This is a genomic window from Umezawaea sp. NPDC059074, from assembly GCF_042738955.1.
In the GTDB taxonomy this organism is placed as follows: domain Bacteria; phylum Actinomycetota; class Actinomycetes; order Mycobacteriales; family Pseudonocardiaceae; genus Umezawaea.
On the sequence record NZ_JBHYHC010000002.1, the window covers coordinates 111,029 to 137,166 of the forward strand.

Below are 26,138 nucleotides of genomic sequence, written 5' to 3' on the forward strand. Positions count from 1 at the left end.
ATGGCCGTCCACGGCAACATGCTCTTCCCGGAAGACCTCAACTGGATCCTGTGGATCCTCGCCGGCGGTGACTGGCCCCCCGGCCTCGAGGGCGACATCTGGCAGATCTCGGAGGCCCTCGACGCGGCCGCCGAGGACCTGGACGGCGTGGTCGACGGTCTCGTCATCGCGCTGCAGGACGTGATGAACCACGTCGACCCCACCGTCGGTCGCGCTTTCTGGCGCTACGGCGAGAAGCTGGCGGAACAGCCCGCTTTCTACGGGAAGGGCGCCCGCGACCTCGCGGAGATGGCGCGGGGCTACTCGCTCAACGTCCAGGGCGCCAAGATCTCGATGATCGTGCAGATGGTCTTCGCCGCGACCGAGATCATCCGCATGTGGGTGGACCCCTTCGAGTGGCCGTTGATCGGGCCGTTCGTCGGGATGATGCAGGGCGTCGTGAAGCTGATCTTCTCGCGCTTCGCCGAGTGGATCGCCAAGGCGCTCCAGGTCGTCATCCGCACCAGCTCCAACTTCCTCGGCAAGGCCGTCAACACGATCACCGTGGAGTCGGTCACCAAGGCCATCGGCAAGATCATCAGCGAGATGACCCAGCAGGCCCTGGAGGAGGGCTTCGAGGAGGTCTACGAGGACGCGATCGTCCAGATCTGGCAGAAGATCGAGAGCGACAAGAAGTGGGACTGGGACGACACCCTCAACTCGTTCAAGTACGGCGCGGCGGCGGGCGCCTTCGCGGGCCTCCTCGGCGGCGGCGTAGGCCACTTCAAGCCGGGCTGGATGGGCAAGCCGATCACGTCGGGCACCATCGAGATGCTCACCGAGGGTTTCGTCGGCGCGATCACGATCCCCGAGGGCGGCGACCCCGGCGACATCTGGAAGGGCATGCTCAACGGCGCCGTCTCCGGCGCGGGCACCACGGCACTGCACAACTGGAAGCACGAGCGCGACGAACGCCTCAAGCAGGAGAAGCTCAACGGCCCCGGCAGCATCAACATCGACGGCGACGGCAAGGGCTCCATCGACATCCCGTCGGACATCACGAACACCGGCGGCGACGCGAAACCCAACCCCGCCAACGACATCAAGGGCACCCCGTCCCCCGACTCGCCGGTCCAAAGTGGACCGAACGGCAACACCGTCGGCGGAGGCAACCCCGGCAGCGGCAACGGCGCGAGCAACACCGGCGGCGGCAACACGGGCAACACGGGCAACACGGGCAACACCAACACTCCCGGCGGCCCCGGCAACACACCCGGCGCACCGAGCGACACGCCCGGTGGACCCAGCAACACCCCTGGCGCGCCGACCAATACCCCTGGCGGGCCTAGCAATACGCCTGGCGCTCCGAGCAACACTCCTGGTGGGCCTAGCAATACGCCTGGCGCTCCGACCAACACGCCCGGCGGCCCCAGCAATACTCCAGGTGCTCCCAGCAACACGCCTGGCGCGCCGAGCAACACCCCTGGTGCGCCTGGCAATACGCCTGGGGCTCCCAGCAACACTCCGGGTGCTCCGAGCAACACCCCCGGCGCTCCGAGCAACACTCCGGGTGCGCCCAGCAACACTCCGGGGTCCCCGAGCACTACGCCGGGCGGTGTCAACGGGTCGCAGACCAGCACGCCCCCTCCGGGGCAGACCGGGACCAACACGCCGGGCTCGTCCAGCAACACGCCGGGTTCGTCGACCAACACGCCGGGCTCGTCCACGAACACGCCGGGTTCGTCGACCAATACGCCGGGTTCGTCCACGAACACGCCGGGCTCGTCGACCAACACGCCGAGTTCGTCCACGAACTCGCCCAGCACGTCCACGAACGCGCCGAGCACCTCGACCAACGCTCCGGCCACGTCGACCAATGGGCCCAGCACTTCGACCAATGGGCCGAGCACGTCCACGAACGGGCCGTCGTCGGCGACGAACACGCCGACCAACACGCCTACGAACACGCCTGGTTCGCAGAACACGCCGAGCAGCACCCCGGCTTCGACGTCGAACACGCCTGCCAACACGTCGACCAACACCACGCCTTCGCCGAGCGCGATCGACAAGTTCGTGGACAAGCACGGTGCGCCCGTCGAGGTCCCGTCGTCCACTGTGGACTCCACGGTGACGTCGGTCCCGCCCCCGGTGGCACCGCCTTCCGTCACGACGCAGGTGCCGGGCCCGCCGCAGGGCACGACGCCGCCTCCCGTGGCCACCGCGACGAACGCGCCCAACCCGAACTCGACGCAGACGAACACCCCCGTCACGTCGAGCCCCACGTCGACGCAGAACACGCCGAACACGTCATCCACTGTGGACTCGCACACCTCGACCGAGGCTCCGCCGGTGCCGACGGAGGTGCGGGCCCCGTCGGACGTGACGACGGAGACCGACACGCCCGTCACGCCACCACCGGTCGCGCCCCAGACGACCGTCACCACCGGTCAGACCCCGCAGCAGACGCCCGGTCAGAACCCCGCCGTGTCGTCGAACACCACGACGACCTCGAACACGACGACCACCACGACGACCACGCCGTCGAACAGCCCGAGCACCACGAACTCGCAGACGAACACGGGGCAGTCGAACAGCGGGCAGTCGAACACCCCGCCGTCGAGCACGCCGAAGCCCGCGGTCAGCACGACCTCGACGTCCACCAACGGCCCGTCGGTGTCGTCGTCCGTGCCGCCCCCCACCGCGCCGTCGACCACGACCACCTCCACCTCGGGCCCGGCCGTGGACACCGCGGTGGACACGCCCAAGGCGCCGACGGAGGTCGCGCCCCCGTCGACCGGCGTCGACGAGAACGCGGCCGCCGCGGTCACGCCGCCGCCCGTGGACGAGGACGCCAAGCCGGGGCTCTGGTCGGAGGACGCCGAGACGGACGTCGAGCCGGACCGGGGCGACCAGACGGACGTCGACTCGGCTTCCGACTTCGACTCCAACTCCGACGTCGAGTCGGACACCGACGAGTTCGTCGACGCCAAGACCCACCTCGAGCCCGACGGCAAGCGCGCCGACATCACGTCCGCTCCGCCGTTGACCATCGGCGCGAAGCTGGCGATGGACCGGGGCAGGCGGCGGTTCGACGACCAGGGCAAGCGGATCCGCGACGTGGTCAAGGCCGACAAGGTCGTCGGCAAGAGCAAGAACGGCGTCAAGCTGCTGGTCGAGGCGGAAGGCCTGCTCAACCGGGCGGGCGCTCAGCCGCCGATGCCGTACCGCGGCGCGAACCCCGTGCGGGCGCAGGAGGTCCGCAAGCGCAACCAGGACCGCGTGCTGGTGGCGTTCGAGATCCACAAGGCCGTCCAGAACGCGGATCCCGAGCAGCAGCCCGACTACACCGCCGTGCACGCGATGGTCGCCGACGTCACCCGCGGCCACGGCCCGTGGACGGCTCCGCCCCTGGGCGCGGGTAGCCTGGAGACCGACTTCGTCGTCGACGACGCGACGACCGGCACCCCGTCGGTCCCGTCCGTCCAGGTCCCGGCGGGCGTCGACCTCGACGACGACGTCACGACCGATGACGACCTCGACGAGAACCCGTACTTCGACAACCCGGACGAGGTCGCGCGGGCGCTCGCCGAGGACTCCGACGAGTCCCAGGACGAGGATTCCGACGACGACTCCGACGTGTTCGTCGACGCGCCGGAGCGCACCGTCCAGGAGCGGTTGGCGTCCTACCAGCCGGACCCGGCGAACTTCGCCGAGCGCGATCGGCGGTGGCAGCCGAACGCCGAGGGTGTGCTGACGGATCTGCCGAACCAGCCGTCGGAGTTCGTGCGGATCCGGGTGGACGAGGACACCACGGTCGGGTTGACGCCGGTGGTGGCGCGGAAGTGGTTGGCCGACAGCGGGATCACCGTGCCTCCGGTGAACAACGGCGTGTTCGAGTCGCTGATCCCCGTGCTGTACGACGGCAACCCGGCGAGCCGCGACGTGCACGTGCTCGACATCGACGACGCGAACCGGTTCCACCAGATGCTGCGGGACGCCACGGCGGACAAGCACCTGCAGGGTCAGCAGGACGTGGTGGACGCGGTCGACCAGATGGCGAACTGGGTGACCGAGACGTACCCGTCGCAGGACTTCTCCTACGTGGGCCTGGGTCGGAGCCCGGCCGCCGTGGTGGCGGCGTTGCAGGGCAAGGGCCACGACGCCGTGTCGATTCCGCTGTCGAACTTCCGGCCCGCGCCGGATGACCCGAACTCGATCCTGATCGGGTCGTACAAGGTGCAGGACTCCGATGTCCCGTCGTTGAACGACGACCAGCGGGCGATGGTGTTCGCGCACTTCGACGAGTTCCTGGGTGATCTGCCGCCCGGTCGCGACGTCGTGTTGATCGACTACACGCAAAAGGGCTTGTCCCTGGTGTCGGCGCAGTACTACCTGCAGCAGTACCTCGCCGAGCGGCACGGTCCGGACATGACGGTGCACGCCGTCGCCATGCACCAGGACATCGACAGCGGCAACCTGGGCAAGACGGTGCACGCGGCGACGGATCCGGGGTCGACGTTCCAGCGGCTGTGGGAGTCGGTGTGGGACACCGGCCGTGCGGCGGACCGCCAGGACTGGAACTCGAAGTTCACCGCGGTCTCCCTGGGTGACACCGGTCCGTTGGGCGACAAGGGTCCGGTGCTCGGGAACTCGTTCCGCCAAGAGGTCTTCGACGACCTGGCGCAGTACGGGTCGTACAAGATCCTGGACCAGGACCCGACGACGTTCGAGCAGGACCGGCCGCGTCGGGACGTCGACAACGGCGGTGACATCACGGGCTACGACGTGCTGTCCGAGGCGGTCCAGGAGACCTCGCAGACCGCCGAGGGCGCACCGGATCCCGATCCCGGCCGCGACTCGGACTCCGAGTCGGACGACGACTCCACCAACGACTCCGACTCCGACTCCGACTCGGATTCCGATTCCGAGTCGGACTCCGACGACGACCAGGACACGGACCAGGCCGTCGACCAGGACACAACCGCGGACCAGGACCGCGACCAGGGGTCGACGGACACCCGTCCCGACAGCCCGACCCGCGGTCCGGACACCGACACGGACGTCACCCCGAACGGCACCCCGTCCGTCGCGCAGCGGGTGGCGTCCTACCGGCCCGACCCGACGAACTTCGCCGAGCAGGACCGGCGGTGGCAGCCGAACGACAAGGGCGTGCTGACGGACCTGCCGAACCAGCCGTCGGAGTTCGTGCGGATCCGGGTGGACGAGGACACCACGGTCGGCCTGACGCCCGTGATGGCCCGCAAGTGGATGGCGGACAACGGGATCGTGCTGCCCACGCGCGGCGGCGGGGGCCTGGTCGAGTCGCTGATCCCGACCCTCTACGACGCGAACCTCGGTGGTGGGAACCGCGACGTCCGGGTGTTCGGCATCGACGACGCGGCCGACTTCCGCCAGATGCTCTTGGACACGGCCGCCGACACCCACGTGCGGGGCCAGCAGGACGTGGTGGACGCGGTCGACCAGATGGCGAACTGGGTCGCCGAGACGTACCCGTCGCAGGACTTCTCCTACGTGGGCCTGGGTCGGAGCCCGGCCGCCGTGGTGGCGGCGTTGCAGGGCAAGGGCCACGACGCCGTGTCGATCCCGCTGTCGAACTTCCGGCCTGCCCCGGACGACCCGAACTCGATCTTGATCGGGTCGTACAAGGTGCAGGAGTCGGACGTCCCGTCGCTTTCGCCGGAGCAGCGGGCGATGGTGTTCGCGCACTTCGACGAGTTCCTGGGCGATCTGCCGCCCGGTCGTGACGTCGTGTTGATCGACTACACGCAAAAGGGCTTGTCCCTGGTCTCGGCGCAGTACTACCTGCAGCAGTACTTGGCCGAGCGGCACGGTCCGGACATGACGGTGCACGCCGTCGCCATGCACCAGGACATCGACAGCGGCAACCTGGGCAAGACCGTGCACGCGGCCACCGACCCCCAAACCGCCCTCCAAGGCCTGTGGGAGCGGATCTGGGACACCGGGCGCGCGACCGACCGGCAGGACTGGAACTCGAAGTTCACCGCGTTCTCGCTGGGGGACACCGGCCCGCTCGGCGACAAGGGTCCGGTGCTGGGCAACTCGTTCCGCCAGGAGGTCTTCGACGATCTGGCGCAGTACGGGTCGTACAAGATCCTGGACCAGGACTCGACGACGTTCGACCAGGACCGTCCCCGGCGGGACGTCACCCAGGGTCCGGACACCACGGCGTACACCGTGCTGGGCGACGCGGTCCAGGAGAGCAATCCCTCGACCACGACCACGCACGCACTCGACTTCGACACCGACCTGCTCCAGTGGGTCAACCACAACATCGACCGGGTGAAGTGGGACGGCGGGCACATCACCGCCGAGGAACTGGCGGACATCCGGAAGGACTTGGCCGACCGGAACGTGACGCTGTCGCGGCACGCGAAGGACATGGGTCGGATGATCGCCGAAGTCGTCGTCTCGGGCGACATCGCGCGTGGTCGGGGCGGTGCGCGGCCCGATGACGGGAGTTGGGAGAACGATCTCCAGACTCCTGGTGCCGGTCCGTCGAACGCGGACACCGACAGCGACACCCAGTTCCAGGACGCGGAGAACGGGTCCGATTCGGAGTCAGACTCCGACGACGACTCCGACGTGTTCCAGGACGTGCCCGACCAGACGGTCGAGGAGCGGTTGGCGTCCTACCAGCCGGACCCGTCGAACCCCGCGGAACGCGATCGGCGGTGGCAGCCGAACGCCGATGGTGTGCTGACGGATCTGCCGAACCAGCCGTCGGAGTTCGTGCGGATCCGGGTCGACGAGAACACCACGGTCGGGTTGACGCCGGTCGTGGCGCGGAAGTGGTTGGCCGACAACGGCATCACCGTCCCCCGGATGAACAGCGGCGTGTTCGAGTCGCTGATCCCCGTGCTGTACGACGGGAATCCGGCGAGCCGCGATGTCCGGGTGCTGGACATCGACGACGCGAACCAGTTCCACCAGATGCTGCGGGACGCCACCGCCGACAAGTACGTGCGCGGCCAGCAGGACGTCGTGGACGCCGTCGACACGATGGCCGACTGGGTCACCGAGACCTATCCCTCGGAGGACTTCTCCTACGTCGGGCTCGGACGCAGCCCCGCCGCGGTCGTGGCGGCGTTGCAGGGCAAGGGCCACGACGCCGTGTCGATCCCGCTGTCGAACTTCCGTCCCGCGCCGGACGACCCGAACTCGATCCTGATCGGGTCGTACAAGATCCAGGACTCCGACGTCCCGTCGCTTTCGCCGGAGCAGCGGGCGATGGTGTTCGCGCACTTCGACGAGTTCCTGGGCGATCTGCCTCCCGGCCGCGACGTGGTGCTGATCGACTACACGCAGAAGGGTCTGTCGCTCGTCTCGGCGCAGTACTACCTGCAGCAGTACCTCGCCGAGCGCCATGGACCCGACATGGCGGTGCACGCGGTAGCGATGCACCAGGACATCGACAGCGGGAACCTGGGCAGGACCGTCCACGCGGCCACCGACCCCGAGACCGTTTTCCAGGGCCTGTGGGAGTCGGTGTGGGACACCGGCCGGGCGACCGACCGGCAGGACTGGGCGTCGAAGTTCACCTCGGTGTCCCTGGGGAACACGGGGCCGTTGGGCGACAAGGGCCCGGTGCTCGGCAACTCGTTCCGCCAGGAGGTCTTCGACGACCTGGCGCAGTACGGCTCGTACAAGATCCTGGACCAGGACCCGACGACGTTCGAGCAGGACCGGCCGCGTCGGGACGTCGACAACGGCGACGACATCACCGGTTACGAGGTCCTGTCCGAAGCGGTGCAGGAGACCTCCACGCCGGTTCGGGCGGTGCTCGACTTCGACACCGACCTGCTCCAGTGGGTCAACCACAACATCGACCGGGTGAAGTGGGACGGCGGGCACATCACCGCCGAGGAACTGGCGGACATCCGGAAGGACCTGGCCGACCGGAACGTGACGCTGTCGCGGCACGCGAAGGACATGGGCCGGATGATCGCCGAGGTCGTCGTCTCGGGCGACATCGCGCGTGGTCGAGGTGGTGCGCGGGTCGACGACGGGACCTGGGAGGACGACCTCCAGACGGCGGGCGCGGGTCCGTCGAACAGCGGCCCGAGCCTGGACGACGACGTCACCACCGAAGCGCCGCCGGTCGACGTCGACACCGACGAGGACAGCGACACAGACGAGTTCTTCGACGCGGAGAGCACGGCCGAGGTGGTCGACACCCGGACGGTCGAGGAGCGGTTGGCGTCCTACCAGCCGGACCCGGCGGACTTCACCGAGCGCGATCGGCGGTGGCAGCCGAACGACAAGGGCGTGCTGACCGACCTGCCGAACCAGCCGTCGGAGTTCGTGCGGATCCGCGTGGACGAGGACACCACGGTCGGCCTGACGCCGGTCGTGGCGCGGAAGTGGATGGCGGACAGCGGGATCACCGTGCCGCGGGTGAACAGCGGCGTGTTCGAGTCGCTGATCTCCGTGCTGTACGACGGGAATCCGGCGAGCCGTGAGGTTCGCGTGCTCGACATCGACGACGCGAACCAGTTCCACCAGATGCTGCGGGACGCCACGGCGGACAAGCTCGTGCAGAGCCAGCAGGACGTGGTGGACGCGGTCGACCGGATGGCGGACTGGGTCGTCGAGACCTATCCCTCGGAGGACTTCTCGTACGTCGGTCTCGGTCGTAGCCCGGCTGCCGTGGTGGCGGCGTTGCAGGGCAAGGGCCACGACGCGGTTTCGGTGCCGTTGTCGAACTTCCGGCCTGCTCCGGACGACCCGAATTCGATCCTGATCGGGTCGTACAAGATCCAGGACTCCGATGTTCCGTCGCTTTCGCCGGAGCAGCGGGCGATGGTGTTCGCGCACTTCGACGAGTTCCTGGGCGACCTCCCGCCCGGCCGTGACGTCGTGCTGATCGACTACACGCAAAAGGGCTTGTCCCTGGTGTCGGCGCAGTACTACCTCCAGCAGTACCTCGCCGAGCGGCACGGGCCGGACATGGCGGTGCACGCGGTGGCGATGCACCAGGACATCGACACCGGCAAACTCGGCAAGACGGTGCACGCGGCGACCGATCCGGGGTCGACGTTCCAGCGGCTGTGGGAGTCCGTCTGGGACACCGGTCGGGCTGCCAGTCGACAGGACTGGGGCACGAAGTTCACCGCGGTGTCCCTGGGGACCGCGGGGCCGTTGGGCGAGCAGGGTCCGGTGCTGGGCAACTCGTTCCGCCAGGAGGTCTTCGACGACCTGGCGCAGTACGGCTCGTACAAGATCCTGGACCAGGACCCGACGACGTTCGACCAGGACCGGCCGCGGCGCGATGTCGACAACGGCGGCGACATCACCGCGTACGACGTGCTGTCCGAGGCGGTCCTGGAGGCCACTCCGCCCGCCGAGGACGTCCAGGACACCGACACCGACACCGACACCGAGGACGAGTCGGACTCCGACTCCGACTCCGACTCCGACTCCGACTCCGACTCCGATTCGGACTCGGATTCGGACGACGACCAGGATCCCGGCAACTCCGGCCGCCCGAACACGACCGCGGACCAGGACCGCGACTCGGACCAGTCGGACGCGGACCAGGCGGACTCCGACCGGACGGACACCCGGTCGGGTGGCGGGTCGCGGGACGGTGGCCCCTCGCGGTTCGGTGGGACCGGCGGCACCCCGTCGGTCGCGGAGCGGCTGGCCTCCTTCCAGCCGGACCCGTCGAACCCGGCCGAGCGCGATCGGCGGTGGCAGCCGAACGACAAGGGCGTGCTGACCGACCTGCCGAACCAGCCGTCGGAGTTCGTGCGGATCCGCGTGGACGAGGACACCACGGTCGGCCTGACGCCGGTCGTGGCGCGGAAGTGGTTGGCGGACAGCGGGATCGAGGTGCCGAGGGTCGGCGGCGGCCTGGTCGACTCGTTGATCCCGATCCTGTACGACGCGAACCTCGGTGGCGGGGATCGGGACGTCCGGGTGTTCGGCGTCGACGACGCGGCCGACTTCCGGCAGTTGCTCCTGGACACGGCCGCCGACAAGCACGCGCGCGAGCAGCAGGGCGTGGTGGACGCGGTCGACCGGATGGCGAACTGGGTGACCGAGACCTACCCGTCGCGGGACTTCTCCTACGTCGGGCTCGGCCGCAGCCCCGCCGCGGTCGTGGCGGCGTTGCAGGGCAAGGGCTACGACGCCGTGTCGATCCCGTTGTCGAACTTCCGGCCCGCCCCGGACGACCCGAACTCGATCCTCATCGGGTCCTACAAGGTGCAGGACTCCGACGTCCCGTCGCTCACACCGGAGCAGCGGGCGATGGTGGACGCGCACTTCGACGAGTTCCTGGGTGATCTGCCCGCCGACCGCGACGTCGTGCTGATCGACTACACCCAGAAGGGCCTGTCGCTGGTCTCGGCCCAGTACTACCTCCAGCAGTACCTCGCGTCGCACGGCAAGCCGGACGTGGTCGTGCACGCCGTCGCCATGCACCAGGACATCGACAGCGGGAACCTGGGCAAGACCGTGCACGCGGCCACCGATCCCGAGACCGCGTTCCAGGGCCTGTGGGAACGGATCTGGGACACCGGGCGCGCGGCCGACCGGCAGGACTGGGCGTCGAAGTTCACCGCGTTCTCGTTGGGGGACACCGGCCCGCTCGGCGACAAGGGCCCGCTGCTCGGCAACTCCCTGCGCCAAGAGGTGTTCGACGACCTGGCGCAGTACGGGTCGTACAAGATCCTCGACCAGGACCCGGCGACGTTCGAGCAGGACCGCCCGAAGCGCGACGGGCAGCGGGGTCCCGACACCACGGCGTACACCGTGCTGGGCGACGCGGTCCAGGAGAGCGCGCCGTCGACCAGGACCGGGCTCGACTTCGACACCGACGTGCTGATGTGGGTCAACAGCAACCTCGACCGGTTCGAGTGGCCCGGCGGGCACGTCACCGCGGCCGACGTCGACCGGGTGCGGCAGGACCTGGCCGACCGGAACGTGACGCTGTCGCGGCAGGCCAAGGACATGGGCAGGCAGATCGCCGAGGTGTTCGTCTCCGGGGCGGTCCAGCGGCAGCGCGGTGCGGGTCGCTGGAACGACGGCGACACGACCCTCGACGACGACCTCCAGTCGCCGGGCGCGGGGTCGTCGCGCGGCCCCGACGTGGAGCAGGACGACGACTCCGCCCCGTTCGACCTCGACGCGTTCCTCGCGAGCCTCGGGCAGGCCTCGAAGGGCCCGAGCACCTGGTACGACGACCTCGTCCGGCAGCAGCGCGACGCCGCGGTCGACGTCCCGCGCCGCGACGGGCCGCCGTCGCGGCTGTCCGACGTGGTGGACACCGCCGACCAGTGGCGCCTGGTCGTGCCGCCGGAGGAGCACGGCGACGCGAAGGACGACCCGGCGGCGCACCTCGACCAGCGGAAGCCCGGTGCGAGCCGGAGCACCGCCGACGTGTTCGCGCGGTACCTCGACGACCCCGCCCGCCTCGGCCCGCTCGGCTGGGACAGCCACCTGGAGCTGCACCAGGCCCTGTCGGCGCACCTCACCGCCCCGCCGCCGGTCAACGGCCGCACGCGCACCTTCGGCGACACCGAGACGAACACGTTCCCGTTGCAGGCCCCCGCGCTGAGCCCGGACGCGCACACCGAGGTGATCGCGGGCAGGCCGCTGGTCACCTCGTTCGACGACCCCGCGACCTCGATCGCCAAGCTCGACATCGGCGACCGCGTCACCGTGGGGTACGAGCACCCCGACGCGCGCGCGATCGTCGACGAGATCGGCACGCGCCTGCGGACCGAACTCGACGCGGCGACCACCGAGCGCGACCAGCTCCGCGCGATCGCGAAGGCGGTCCGCGCGCTGCACATCACCCACGCCTTCCAGGGCGACCAGTCGCTGCTCACCAGCACCGAGTTGTCGTTGTTGCTGCTGCGGAACGGGTTCCGGCCCGTGGCCCTGCCGAACGCGGCGAACCTGTTCAGCGGCGGGTTCTCGGTCGACCAGATCGCCGCCGCGCTCCAGTGGGGCCAGACGCGGGACATCACCGAGGACCTCGACATCGACGCCCTCTACGCGGAGGTCGAGACCTCGGACGAGGACTCCCACGCCGAGTGGGACGCCGAGTTCGCCCGCGCCGAGACCGAGGTCGACGCGCTGCCCGACAGCGCCGACCTGACCGCCCGCGCCCAGTCCGTCGTGGACGCGGGCCACCGGTCGCCGTCGCCGGACGAGGAGGCGCGCCACCGGGGCGTCGTGGCCGTCGTCGCGCGGCAGCTGCACCGGAACCCGGACGTCGAGCAGGCACAGGCCCTGTCCACGCGGCTGGCCACCGTCCTCGGCACCGCGCGGCCCGACGTCGAGATCGCGCGGGTCTCGGACGAGGACCAGGGCTTCGACGTCGCCAGGAGCAACCTGACCGGACCGTCGGACCTGGTCCTCGTCCGCGACGAGCAGGGGACCACGACCGGGCTGTCGCCGCGCGCCGCGCGCGACTGGCTGGCCGGGAGCGGGATCACCCTCCCCCTGGCGGGTCCGGTCGTCGACACGATGATGCGGATCCTCTACGGCGACGCGATCACCGGACCGACCACCGACACCCCGACGGTGTTCGGCCCCGAGCAGGCCGCCGACTTCCACCGGTTGGTGCTCGACACGTCCCGCGACCGGTTCGCCGCCGAGCAGCAGGCCGTGGTCGACGCGGTCAACGACCTCGTCGACTGGATCACCGCCACCTACCCGGACACCGACTTCGCCTACGTCGGCCTCGGCCGCAGCCCGGCGCCGGTCATGGCCGTGCTCCAGTCGCGGGGCCACGACGCGGTGTCCGTCCCGCTGTCCCAGTTCCGGCCGCGGCCCACCGACCCGGACCACTTCCTCGGCGACGCGTTCGCCGAGGACTTCAAGCCGCTCACCGACGTCCAGCGGGAGATGCTCGACGCGCACTTCGACGAGTTCCTCGGCGGTCTCCCCGCCGACCGGAACGTCGTGCTGATCGACTACACGGTGACCGGGCTGTCCCTGGTCTCGGCGCAGCACCACCTCCAGAACCACCTGGACGCCCGCCGCGGCCCCGGCACGGTCGTCCAGGCGCTGGCCGTGCACGGCGGCGGCGAGGACGCCACCGAGTCGCTGGAGGAGACCACCGACTCGGTGGTGCGACCCGACACCTCGCCCGACGAGCGGGCCGAGTGGGGGCGGCGGTTCACGACCCTCTCGCTCGCGGAGGACGGCCCGCTGGGCTTCAACGGCCCGCTGCTCGGCGACGCGCTGGCGAACGAGACGTTCGACCCGCTCGCCGAGTACCTGTCGTACCCGATCCTCAAGCAGGACCCGGCGACCTTCGAGGGCGACCGGCCGCGCCGCGACCTCGCGCCGGAGCAGGACGTCGTCACCGCGTACCAGGTGCTCACCGAAGCGCTGGCGGGCAAGCGGGACACGACGCCCGAGCACACCGCCCGGCCCGCGATGCGGGACCGGTGGCTCGGCGAGTTCGACCGGGCGACCCGCGACGTCGACCGGCTCGACAACGCGGAGGACCTGCGGGTCCAGGCGTTCGAGGTCCTGGCGCAGCCGCGGTTCCAGCCGCTGCGGGACGCGGGACCGGACACGGCGTTCGACCTCGCGCGGCTGCCCGGCACGCTGGACATGGTCGCCCGCGAACTGGACCGCGCGGCGACGGCGGACGAGGACCCGCGGACCGCGGCCGAGGAGTTCGCCACCCGGATCACGGCGGAACTGGCGCCGCTGACCCGGCACGCCGAGCCCAGCGGCCACCGCGCGCTCGTGGAGGACTTCGGCCGACGTCCGGGAGACCGGTTCGACGGCGCCCTGGACGCCAACTACGAGTTCGCCGCCTTCGCCTTCCTGGCCAACCAGGAGACCCTGGCGCCGCTGACCTTCGACGGCTACCGGGCGATGTACTCCGAGCTGGTCCGCGACGTCGACGACATCGGCACGGCGACCGCGTGGGAGCAGTCGTTCCTCGGCGCGTCGCCGTGGACGTCCGACGTGGACCCGTCCGGCACCGACGTCGCCGCCATCACGATCGGCGGCGTCCCGCTGCTGGCCCCCGACCAGGACTCGCCCGGCTTGGTCGTCGCGGTCGACGTCGAGGGCGCGAGCCACCTCACGGCCAGGTACCGCCCCGAGGACGTGCCCTCGCTGGTGGACACCGTCTTCGACGACTACCGCGACGCCGTCACGACGGCGACCACGGACCAGGACCGGCTGCGGGCGATCGCCAAGGCCGTCGTGACCCTGGAGGTGCTGCGCCCCTACGCGGGCGTGGCGACCGAACTCGACGTCCACCTCGTCCTGCAGCGGATGCTCCAGGAGAACGACTTCTCGACGGTCACCGGGCCCGGCACGCACGAGGTGCTCTCGGGAGCGGCGTCGCTGGACGACGCCGTGGCCCACCTGGCGGCCGCGCAGGACACCGACTTCGACGTGGAGCAGGAGCAAGAGCAGGAGCACGACTCCGACTCCGACGACGAGCACTCCGAGCAGAACGGGCGGGGCCACCAGGACGACGGCCCGCCGTCGGACGACGACTCCTCGGACGACGACTCGTCCGACGACGAGTCTTCCGACGACGAGGACGACGACAGCCGTCGGCCGGGCGGGGACCGGGTCAACGGCAGGCAGGTGCCGGACACGACACCGGGCAGCTCGGTGCCGCAGGAGGCCTTCGAGCCCGCGCAGCGCGCGCAGCTCGACGTCCAGGGCGTCGAGGTGGTCGTGGCCGCCAACGACACCCCCGTCGACAACGCGCTCGACGCCGTCGCGCGGAGCCTGCCGACCGACCGGCCGAGGGAGCACGCGCGGATCACCGCCGCCCTCGCCGCTTTCACCACGACCGACCGCGGCACCGTCGACCTCGCCGCCATCGCCGACGCGGCGAACGTCCGGATCCACGTGGTGGACCAGGACGGCCGCTGGACGTCCACCGGGCCGCTCGCGGGCAGCCCCGTGCACCTCGCGCGCGGCGACGTGAACGGCGACCCGCAGTTCCTCGCCACCCGCGAGAACGTCCACATCGGACGGATGAACATCGCCTACCCCGGATCCACCACGGACTCGTGGGGCGACGGGAAGCACCTGCTGCACCGCGGCGAGTTCGAGGTCGAGACGGTCGCGGGCGAGCACTTCGTCCGCATGTACACGGCCGTGGCGAACCCGGCCGCGATCGACTCGGGCCGCAAGGACGTGCACCAGGCCGCGGACGGAAGCGTGACCTTCACCAAGGGCACCGCGCAGGAGTTCTGGGCCGGGGCGGGACGTCCGCTCCGGGCGATCCAGTGGGTGGCCAAGTACCAGCACGAGTGGGCGGCGTCGCCGCACCTCAAGCCGGTGCTGCGGTCCTACCTGGTCCCGTTGGCGACCTTCCTCGACGTGACCGCCAAGTCGACCATCGAGGGCGACCCGGCGGCGACGGCGGCGGGCGACAGGACGACGAACGTCGACCAGTCCGCCGACGTCAACCAGTTCGGCATCCGCGGCGTCGACTGGGACTCCCTGCAGACCGACGTCGTCCCCGGTTCGCTGGTGACCTACGCGCCGGACCGCAGCGCCGGGTACGGCCTGCCGGACGTGGCCGGTCGCCCCGAGCACGTCGCGGACCTCTACACCAGGCTCGGGCTCGACCCCGACTTCGACTCGACGGCGCTCGGCCACCGCAACGACCCGTGGTTCGACTGGCTCAAGCCGGTGACCAACACGGTGCAGGCGAACCCCCAGTGGCGGTTCGTCGGGTTCCGCAACGAGGCCGAGGGCCTCCGCGACCTGGCCGAGTCGCTCACGCGCTTCCACGTCACCTGGACGAAGTCCGACCCCGACCCGGCGAACCGGGCGGGTGACGCGCTCGTCGAGCCCGCGACGGACTCCATCCCGCCGCTGCCCAACGCGAAGCCCAAGGGCGGCGCCAAGCCCGCCGCGACCCCGGACGAGCGCACCGCGGAGTTCAACCGGTTCGTCAACACCTACGGCCCGCCGTCGAGGAACCTGGCCCAGGTCACGTCCGTCGTGGAGGCGGGCGTCGAGTCGATCATCGCCGACCAGGTCCAGGACGCGGCGACCGTCCCGCTGGGCAAGGGGCAGCCGCTCAAGCTGGTCAAGGACGCGCTCAACGCCTCGTTCGACCGGGTCAAGAAGGACATCGAGAACTCCATCAACAACGCGGGCGTCCCCCGGGACTTCATGGGCGCACCGCCCCGCGTCGACGACGCGCGCCTGCGGGACCTCATCGACAACGGCGGTCCGCGCGGGACGTTCGTCGAGGCCGTGGTCGACCCGATCGTGACCACCGTCGCCTCGGTGGCGGCCGCGGACCCGAGGTTCGCCCTCATCGCGAAGCCCGCGGGCAGCACCACGGTCCCCGGCGTGGAGGACCTGCTCCGCGAGCACGTCAAGGCCGTCGTCGACCGGAAGTTCCGGGAGTTCGCCGACGAGGACGCGGAGCTCCAGGGGTGGGAGGTGAAGGGGAGGCCCGGCGCGGCCAAGACCAGCGCGTGGTTCAGCGGCACGCGGGTCGGGCTGTTCTTCACCGAGGTGGTCACGGAGGTCGCCAAGGACCAGGGCTTCACCTCGCGGCTGACCGGTCTCGGCCTGGAGATCGACAAGCAGGCCGTCGTGGCCGCGCTCGGGACGAAGGCCCGCGCCGGTGCGGCCAAGTCGTTGGAGACCCTCACGACCTCGGAGCTGTGGGGCCTCGAGCCGGACGCGCTGAAGACCGAGATCGGCCAGAAGGTGCTGCCCGACCTCAAGGGCAAGATCGACAAGCAGCTCAAGGACGCCAAGGACCTCGACGTCGTGGACAAGCCGTTCCGGGAACGGCTCGCCGCGGAGATCGGGCAGGGCGTCGAGGCCGCCGTGGCCACCGCGCTGGACCAGGCCGTGTTCACGCGCGTGGAGCGGTCCGAGGTGGCCGCGTTCATGACGAAGCTCCCCGCGGTCGCGACGCAGGCCGAGATCGGCGCCCTCATCGCGACCGACGCCCGGCGCACCAAGATCGACTTCGACACCCGGACCGCGACCGACGGCCCCTACCTCAACGAGTACGGCCGCTGGCGGGTCGAGCACACCAAGGGGTACACGCAGCACAACGACTCCGCCGTGTTCGAGCGGCACCGGCAGGTCGGCGACGACCTCAGCGCGGAGGTCCGGCGGCAGTACGCGGACCTCCGGCCGACGTCGGCGAAGGACCTGCTCACCACGCTGGTCGACGGGGTGGACGAGGACGGCGGTCTGAAGCGGAAGTTCGCCGAGGTCGTCGTGCCGGACAACAACAACCCCGGCAGCCCGTACCGCGCCGGGGACCGGGCGAACCCGAACACCTTCAGCGAGCACGGGCAGATGGTGCTCAACCAGTACCTGGCGCTGACGAAGGCCGACGCCGACACCGACCGGTTCGTGTCCAGGGAAGCCGTGGCGAAGGCGATCCTGTTCCACGACATCGAGAAGGTGAACTCGAAGAACCAGTACGGCGACGGGCAGGGCAGGCACGACCGGGAGCCCGAGCACGTCGGCGCCGTCCGCCAGCTCAACCGGCACGAGGGCCTGTGGAGCGACGAGCGCGAGTTCCGGCTCGTGCGCGCGATGGTGGACTCCGACCCGTTCGGGTTCTACCTGCGCGGCCTCGGCGGCATGGACGCGGACCGGACCTACGACTTCATCCGGGGCGTCGCGGAGACGGCGCGCAGGCCCGACGGCGGCCCGGTGACCGCGGTCGACGTGCGCGAGTTCTTCGTCGAGTTCCACCAGTACTACCAGGCCGACTTCTCCTCCTACACGGAGAAGGCGGTGTTCGTGAACGACAGCACCGAACAGGTCGAGGAGTTCGGCAAGAACCCGCTCAAGGGCCTCGCGCGGGACCCGGAGAACAACCTGGTCCTCGTCGACGAGGGCCGCCGATTCCTCTACGACTCGACCTCCGAGACCTCGGGCAAGACCCCGTACGAGAAGAAGTACGAGGACCTGCTGGCGCTGTTCGACCGGGCCGTCGCGGACGAGGCCGCGAGCCGGGTCGACCACGACGCCCCGAGCGAGCCCGACCTCGACCCCCGCGACCACCGGCCCGACGACTCCGGCAGCGAGTCCGACGACGACTCGGACGACGACAACGCTCCGCAGGGGCCCGCGGAGAGCGTCCCGTTCGTGCCCGGCCCGCGCAGTGGGGTGGACGGGGACCGGGACTCCGAGTTGCCGCTCGGCGACGGTGTCTTCGACGCGGGTGACCTGTTCGTCGACGACGTCTTCGACGACGCGCCCGGTTTCCTGCCTCCCACGGAGTTCCGGTCGGACTCGCCGGTCGGGTACTTCGGCGAGTCCGATGACGACCTGCCGCCGTTCTTCCCGCCGTCGCGCGGTTTTGCCGACTCGGACGACGACGTGCCGCCGTTCATCCCGCCGGGCTTCGGGTCGGACAGCGAGGTCGACGACGACCCGAACCGGCCGCCCGCGCTCGACTACGACTCGGATTCCGAGCAGAGCGACTGGAGCGTTCGCACCGACGACGTGGTCGACGAGGTCGGCACCACCGCGCCGCCGGTGGTCGTGGCGGAGGACGAGGGCGACCCGGTGCTCGAGGCGCCGGTGGACGACGACGTGCCGGTGGCGCCCGCACCGGTGGCGCCCGTGCGCGACTTCGCCGCGGTGCACGCGGACCTCGACCCGGCGCGCTTCAGCGGTGAGCAGGACTGGAACGCGGCGTGGGACGCGCGGATCGAGGCGGCGCGCGAGCAGCTCGCCGCGCGGCCCGACGCCGAGCGGCTGCTCAGCGCCGCGCACGTGGCCACGGGCATCGTCCGCGCCGACGGCGAGGTCGCCACCCGCGGACCGGAGGGCGTGCGGGAAGCCGTGCGGTTGCAGGGGATCGTGGCCATGGCCGCGGTGCAGATCGCCCAGGACCGGGACCTGTCTCCGGGACTGCGGCTGGACGGCGCGCGGCAGTTCGCGAACTGGGCGATGACGAGCCGGGGCACGGCGTCCTGGGGCGTGCCGCTGCCGGGGCGCTTCTCGGCCGAGCAGGTGACCGTTCCGCCGGGTGCGGACGCGGACGCCGTGATCGCCGAGGCCGTCGAGATCATGGAGCAGGTCGAGCAGGACCACGGGATCGTCTTCGACTCCCCGGCGGGCGTCCGGGCGCAGCTCGACGCCGAGCCGACCGCGTCGCCCGCCGACCAGGCGGCCGTCCGCACCCGGTCGTGGAGGCTCGACGAGCTGCGAGGTCTGCGGGACGGGTTCGCCCACTACGCCGCGATCCTCGGCGACCAGCGCGCCACCAGCTCCCGCGCGGACGTCGAGCAGGAGATCAAGTCGGTCGGCGCCGTCACCTTCGGCATCGGGTTCGGCGGGCACGGGCTCTCGTTCGGCGCGCTCGGCGCGTACTACACCAACGCCAACAGCTTCAACGTCTTCAGCCTCGCCCACGCGTACGGCGTCGGCGGCGGGAGCCGGGGCATCGAGGGGCTCGTGGTCCACGAGCTGACGCACGCGCTGCTCGACTACGACGGGGCGAGGTTCCGCGCGGAGTTCGGCACCTGGGACGAGACCGGCGAGCGGCCGGTGCTGGTGGACGACGCCGAGGCGCCGGTCGACGGCGCCACGTCGGCGGTGCAGGACTTCCACGACTCGATCACCGCCGCGCTCACGGACCTCGACGCGTTCCGCGACCGCGCCCCCCGGCACGCCGCCGCGATCGAGGAGATCATGGCGCGGCGGCCCGAGGCCTTCACCGGGAGGCCGACCCCGTTCACCGTGGCCCGCACGGCCGACGTGCTGCGCGACGAGCTGCCCGCGTTCGGCACGGCCGTCGGTGCGTGGACCGCGGACGGCTGGCCGAACTTCGCGGCGGAACGCCCCGTCACCCAGTACGGCGCCACCGACTCGGACGAGGACTTCGCCGAGGCGGTCATGTTCCACTTCCTCGACCAGGACACCTTGCGCGCCAACGCTCCCGCGCGCGAGGAGTTCGTCCAGCGGTTGGTGGAGCAGTGGGCCGAGCCGAGCCCGGTCGCGCTGTCCGGTTCGCCGGTGGAGGCGGACTTCGACCCGGAGTCCGTGCCGGACATGGACGACGACGGCACGAGCGACGTCGAGGACCAGGCGGGCGACCACACCGGCGACCGGTCCGGGACGCCCGAGGAGGACGCGCCGCAGGACGTCGAGCAGGAAGACGACGTCGAGCGCGACGCGGACGAGGACGAGGGTTCGGACAGCGGGTCCGAGCGCGAGTTCGACGACGGGTCCGAGAACGACGAGGACGAGGACGCCGAGACCGATGAGGAAGAAGACGCCGAGCCGACCCCGCTGACCAGCCTGCGCCGCGACGAACTCGGTGACGAGGACTGGCGGGAGACGTGGGACCGCGAGGTCGCCGCGGTCGACGACGCCCTCGCGGGTGTCGACCTCGACGAGGAGATGGTCGCCGCCGCGGACCTGGTCGAAGAGGTCATCGGGCCGATGCCCGAGGCGGGGGAGACCGACCACGACCTGCACGTGGACACGCGGGTGCTGGTCGCCAACGAGATCGTGCTCAGCGACGGCCAGGTGATGCTCGGCGCGTACGAGATCGCGGTGTGGGCGGCCGAGCAGTGGGGCTTCCTGGACACGCCCTCCGTGCGCGGCGGGCTGGAGACCACCGTCAACGCCGAGGACGCCTTCGACACCGACGAGGAGTGGGCGGCGGCGTGGGACGCGGAGTTCGCCGCGGCCGCCCAGGTCGAGGTCGAGACGGCGCACTTGGACGCGGCGCGCGACCTCGTGGAGCGGGAGTTCGCCGACCGCGCGGTCGACAGCCCGAACCTGGAGTTGCGCCAGGACGGCGCGGTGGGGCTGGTCGCGCAGCAGCTCGAGGCCGACAACGGTCTGGAGGGCCGCGCGCACCTGCTGGCGATCTGGCTGGGCGACCAGGTGGCCGCGCTCGCCGAGGTGGACAACCGGGTCGCACCGGGCTCCACGGCCGACGTCGACGCCGAGACCGAACCGGATGTCGATGCCGAGACCGAGCGGGGTGTCGAGGACGAGGTCGGTTCGGACGTCGTGTCGATCATCGGGTCCGACGTCGAGGACGTGGTGCCGCTGATCGACCTCCGGCGCTCCGAGCTGGGCGACGAGGACTGGACCGCCACGTGGAACGCCCAGGTCGCCGAGGCCGAGGAGCGCTACCAGGGCGTCGACGTCACGGCGGAGACGGATCTCGCCGACGACGTGGTCCGGCAGGTGCTGGGCGACCTCCCCGCCGCCGACCACGCGGACTTCGGCCGGCACGTCGAGACCCGGATGCTCGTCGCCAACGAGATCCTCGCCAACGACGGGGTGGTGACGCCCGGCGCGTTCGAGGTGGCGGTGTGGGCGGCCGAGCAGTGGGGTTTCCTGGACTCGCCGTCCGTGCGCGGCGACCTGCACGCCGACCTGGACGCCGAGGGCACGCCGGACGCCGAGTGGGTGGCCGGGTGGGACGCCCGGTTCGCCGCCGAGGCCGAGTTCGACGTGCCGCAGGACGTGCAGCGGCGTGCCCAGACGCTGGTCGCCGTCGAGTTCCCCGCCGACGTCGACAGCCCGACCCTGCCCACCTACCGCGCGGGGGCCGTGGGGCTGGTCGCGCGGCAGATCGAGGCCGACAACGGTCTCGAAGGCCGCGCGCGCAGCCTGGCGATCTGGCTGGGCGAGCGCGCGGCGTTGCTCGCCACGGCGTCCGCGACCGTGCGGTGGGAGGCGCGGGCCGACGAGATCCGGGCCGAACTCGCCGACGGCGACCACGAGGTGGACCTGGACCGGGCCGAGGACGTCGTGCGGCAGGTCCTCGGCGACCCGTCCGGCACCGACGACGACGTGCGCCGCGACGAGATCCGGCTGGTCGTGGCCGATGCGATCGTCAACTCCGACGGCCGGGTCACCGGGCAGACCTACGCGGTCGCCGTGGAGGCCGCCGAGCGGTTCGGCTTCCTCGAAGGGCCGCCGGTCCGGGACGTCGCGAACGAGCAGGACCTCGGGTTCCCCGGCCTCGACGAGTACGAGGGCGACCGGGCCGACCTGGCCACCGCGGGGGACCTCGTGGACCAGGCGCTCACCGACCAGGGCCTCGACACCGACGCCTTGGAGCCCTTGACCCGCAACGGTCTGGAAGCCGCGGTCGCCGACCAGATCGCCGCCGACGGCGGGCTGCCCGGTCGCGCGCGGGTGCTGGCGGACGCGGTGATCACCCGCCTCTCGGACGACCCCGTGGACGCCCACGGGTCGATCGGCGAGCTGGCGGTCGAGGACGCCGAGGACCTGCCGGAGCAGGTCGACCACATCGAGCGGTTCGCGCACCTCGATCGCGGCGACGCCCCGTTCGACGCCGACGTGGAGGCGGCGTGGCAGGTGGAGTTCGACCGCGTGCGGGCCGACTACGCCGAGATCGCCCAGAACGGCGCGCAGGCCGAGGTCGAGCCCGACGACGACGCGAGCGTCGACTCGGCGTTGGAGGAGTCCCGCGAGCAGGACCTCGACCGCGCCCACAACGCGCGCAACGCCCTGGACGCGGCCCGGCAGTTCGTGCAGGACGTCCTCGGCGTCCGGATGACCGGCTCGGAACCCGACGCGGACTTCCACACCGACCTCCAGCACCTCGTAGCAGAGGCGATGGAAGCCGAGGAAGCCGTCTCCACCGGCCCGATCGACCTCCTCGTGTGGGTGGCGGAGCAGACCGGGCGGCTGGACCCGCCGGTGCGCGGCGACCTGGCCCACCTGGACGCGGAGACCGACCAGGCCGCGTGGGCGCGCGGGTGGGACGCCGAGTTCGCCTCGATCGTCGCGGTGGACCCCGAGCAGGGGCTCGACGTGCTGGACAGGGCGCGCGGACTCGTCACGACGGCGTTCGGCCCGTCGCCGTTCACCGACGCCGACACCTCGCCCGAGGCGCGGGTCGACGGCACGCGCCGCACCGGGGCCGAGTACCTGGTCGCCCGGCAGATCGACGCCGACAACGGCTCCACGTACCGGGCCCGCGACCTGGCCCAGTGGTTGAACACCCAGGTCGCTGAACTCGACGCGCCGGTCGTGGTCGACGACGGGGAGTCCTTCCTCGACGACGACGGCGGCTCGGTGATCGACCACGCCCCGTACGGCGACGACGTCGACCTGGACGGCGACGTCGACCTGGAGGCCGAACCCGAGCCCGAGGACGACGAGCACACCATCGCGTCGGACGTCCGGCTCGACGACGGCCAGGACGCCGAGGAGCGCAGCGTCCACTTCCCGGACGACGACTCCGAGGTCGAGCAGGACGAGCAGGACGACGCCCTCCAGGACTTCCGGCAGCGGCTGGCCAGGCTGGTGCCCGGCGACCCGGCGTTCGACGGCGACTGGAACGCCGAGTTCGCCCGCGTCCGCGCGGAGTTCCGCGGCACGCGGGAGATGCTGACCATCGCGCGCGACGGCGTCGAGGACGTGTTCGGCCCGCTGCCGACGCGCGGCGACGACGAGTCCGCGGCGGACTTCGCCGCCGCGCTGCGCGAGGAGCGGGCCTTCCGGACCGGCGTCCGGTACCTGATCGCGGAGCAGGTCGTCGCGGACGGCGGCGTCTACACCGAGTCCGCGATGGACCTCGCGCTGTTCGTCGCCGAGCAGACCGACCGGATCGACCCGCCGGTGCGCGACCAGCTCGCGCACCTGGAGCACGCGAACTTCGAGGACGACGCCGAGCGCGCCGACGCGTGGGGCGGGGTGTTCGACGCCATCAGGGACAACGAGTTCGAGGAGGCCTACCTCGACGCGGCCTGGGGCATGGTCGCGGGCGAGTTCGGCGAGGAGCAGGAGCTCACCGAGGACATGGCCCGCCTCGTGGCGCAGCAGATCGCCGAGGACGACGGCAGGCTGCCCCGCGCCCGCGCGCTCGCCGACTGGGTGGTCGAGCAGTGGCACGGGCCGCTGGACGTCGACTTCGACCCGAACCTGGCGCTGGACGACGACCCCAACCTGGTCGGGCAGGACGGCGACGTCCTCCACCAGGACGGGGACGTGCTGCACCAGGACGGCGATGTCCTGCACCAGGACGACGACCAGGACGGCGACACCGACGAGGACGGCGAGCAGGACCGGACCCTGGCCGAGAACTGGGACCTCGTCGACGACCCCGAGAACGACCTGCCGAACGGCGGTCCGCGGCGGCGGGCCCCGCACGGCGTCGGCCAGGGCGTCGGACGGGTCGAGCCGCACGACACCACGTTGGCCGCGCGGATCGCCACCGCGGTCACCGCCGCGCTCGACACCCGGCCGAAGTCGGTCCAGGCCCGCGAAACGCTGGGGCACAAGGTGAAGGCGGTGCTGGACTCGGCGTTCCGCACGATCACCCGCACCCCGCGGCCGGTGCCGTTGACGCTCGACCAGGCCAACCAGCTCGCCGTGAACTCGGCGCTCGGGGCCCGACCGGCGAACGACCTGCTGGACGCGCTGCTCAACGGCGGTGTCCCGCTGCGGGTCGCGGTGGACACCCCGCTGGGCCAGGTCGAGCAGGACGTGGTGCTGCGCGCCACCCTCGACGACGGCGACCACACGGGCAACGGCCTTGGCGTGCGCCGGACCCGCACGGTCGAGCCCAGCCTGTGGACGACGATCACCCGCGGCCTGTTCGGCGGTTCCGGCAACCCCGACGCCCGGCCGTCCGCGCTCGACGCCGACGCCGACCAGCAGCTCCAGCTGGAGCAGCAGGAGATGTTCACGCACGGCCTGCGCCTCACGATCGACACGGCGCAGGGCGAGTTCCACCAGACCGTCACGATCCCGAACGCCGTCGACTCCGCGGTGCCCACCGACGAGACCACGGTGGACGCGCCGTGGACCGGCGCCGACCCGGCCATCGACACCAAGCGCGGCTCGCTGCGGCAGGAGCAGGCCCGCCGCGGTCCCGTCGGCGTCAGCCCGGCCGCGCACCTCGAAGCCGCGCCCACGCCCGCCGTCGAGCTGAACCAGGTGCTCGACCGGATCCTCAACCCGGCGGACCGGCCGACCCCGCGCGACGAGCGCCGCCCCGCGCCGAGCCGCCTCCAGGCCGAGCGCGTCCGCGAGGGCTCGCGGGGGGTGTGGACCGACCTGCGGGCGGCCATGTCCCCGGAGGGCCTGGTCACCAGGACCGAGGGCGGCCCGCTCAGCTCGGTCGCCGTGAAGGTCGACTTCCGCGACCGGGAGCTGCTGGCCGTCCGGCAGACCCCGGAGGGCCCGCGCTACATGGTGCGCGCCACCCCCACCTGGGAGGTCACGCCGACCTACCGCAAGTCGTCGGTCGACGCCGCCTGGTCCACGACGCTGCGCAGCGAGCCGGACGAGGCCGTGCTGCTGGAGGTCGACGCGGTCGGCCTCGCCGACTTCGGCCTCACCGCGGCCCCGGCCGCCCCGGTGGCCGTGACCGGCACCAACGCCACGCACACCCCCGGCGGACTCGGGACGATCACCGAAGAGTCGGAGGACGAGGACGAGGCGATCGTCCAGCCCGACGCCCAGCCCGCGCAGCACGTGGTCGACGGCATGCCCGACTACATGCGGGACAGCCTCGGCGTCGGCGAGACCGCGATGCACACCGCCGTGCAGGGCCTGGACATCCGCCGCGCGCTGAGCAGCCTGTTCCCGCGGGTCGGCGTGCTGTCCAAGGACACCCCCGACGGCGGTCCCCGCCCCGACGGGGCGCCGAGGAACCGGCGCGGGCCGAAGGTCAAGCGGACCGACGTCGTGCGCATCCAGCGGGAGATGGCGAACAACCCCGCGAGCATGCTCGGCGACGGCCGCCGGTTCGCCGTGACCGTGGACGGCAAGGACTACGACCTCGTCGTCAAGTCCAAGTTCCACTGGGAGCAGGGCGCGGACATCGAGGGCAAGCCGCGCTGGACCAACCCTCCGGAGACCCGCTACCGGCGGTTCACCGAGGCGCAGGCGGCCTACTCGTCCGACCCGTCGCTGACGGTGCCGGTGATGATCACGGCCGCGCCGCCGCTGCTCGTCGTGGCCACCCCGTCGTTCACCACGAACGTCAACGAGTCGATGTCGCGCAGCACGTCCGAGGAGCACAAGCGGGCGTCGCTGCCCGTCGACCTCGACGTCCGGATCGGCGACGCGCGGGTGTCGTACTCGTTCGAGCTGCGCGACACCGACGACCGGCCGGTCGTGCCCGAGGGCACGGCCGTGAACCCGGTCGACCACACCACGCACCCCGGTAT

General features: G+C 71.4%; 1 protein-coding gene (cut by a window edge). It reads left to right on the plus strand.

All coding sequences use genetic code 11. The annotated features are described in order from the left end of the window. Positions 1-26,138: the 5' portion of a hypothetical protein gene (locus ACFWW9_RS01660; RefSeq protein ID WP_390370441.1), read on the plus strand. It continues 15,460 nt past the right edge of the window; 26,138 of the gene's 41,598 nt are visible here — the first part of the coding sequence; the start codon lies at positions 1-3; its stop codon lies off the right edge, out of view.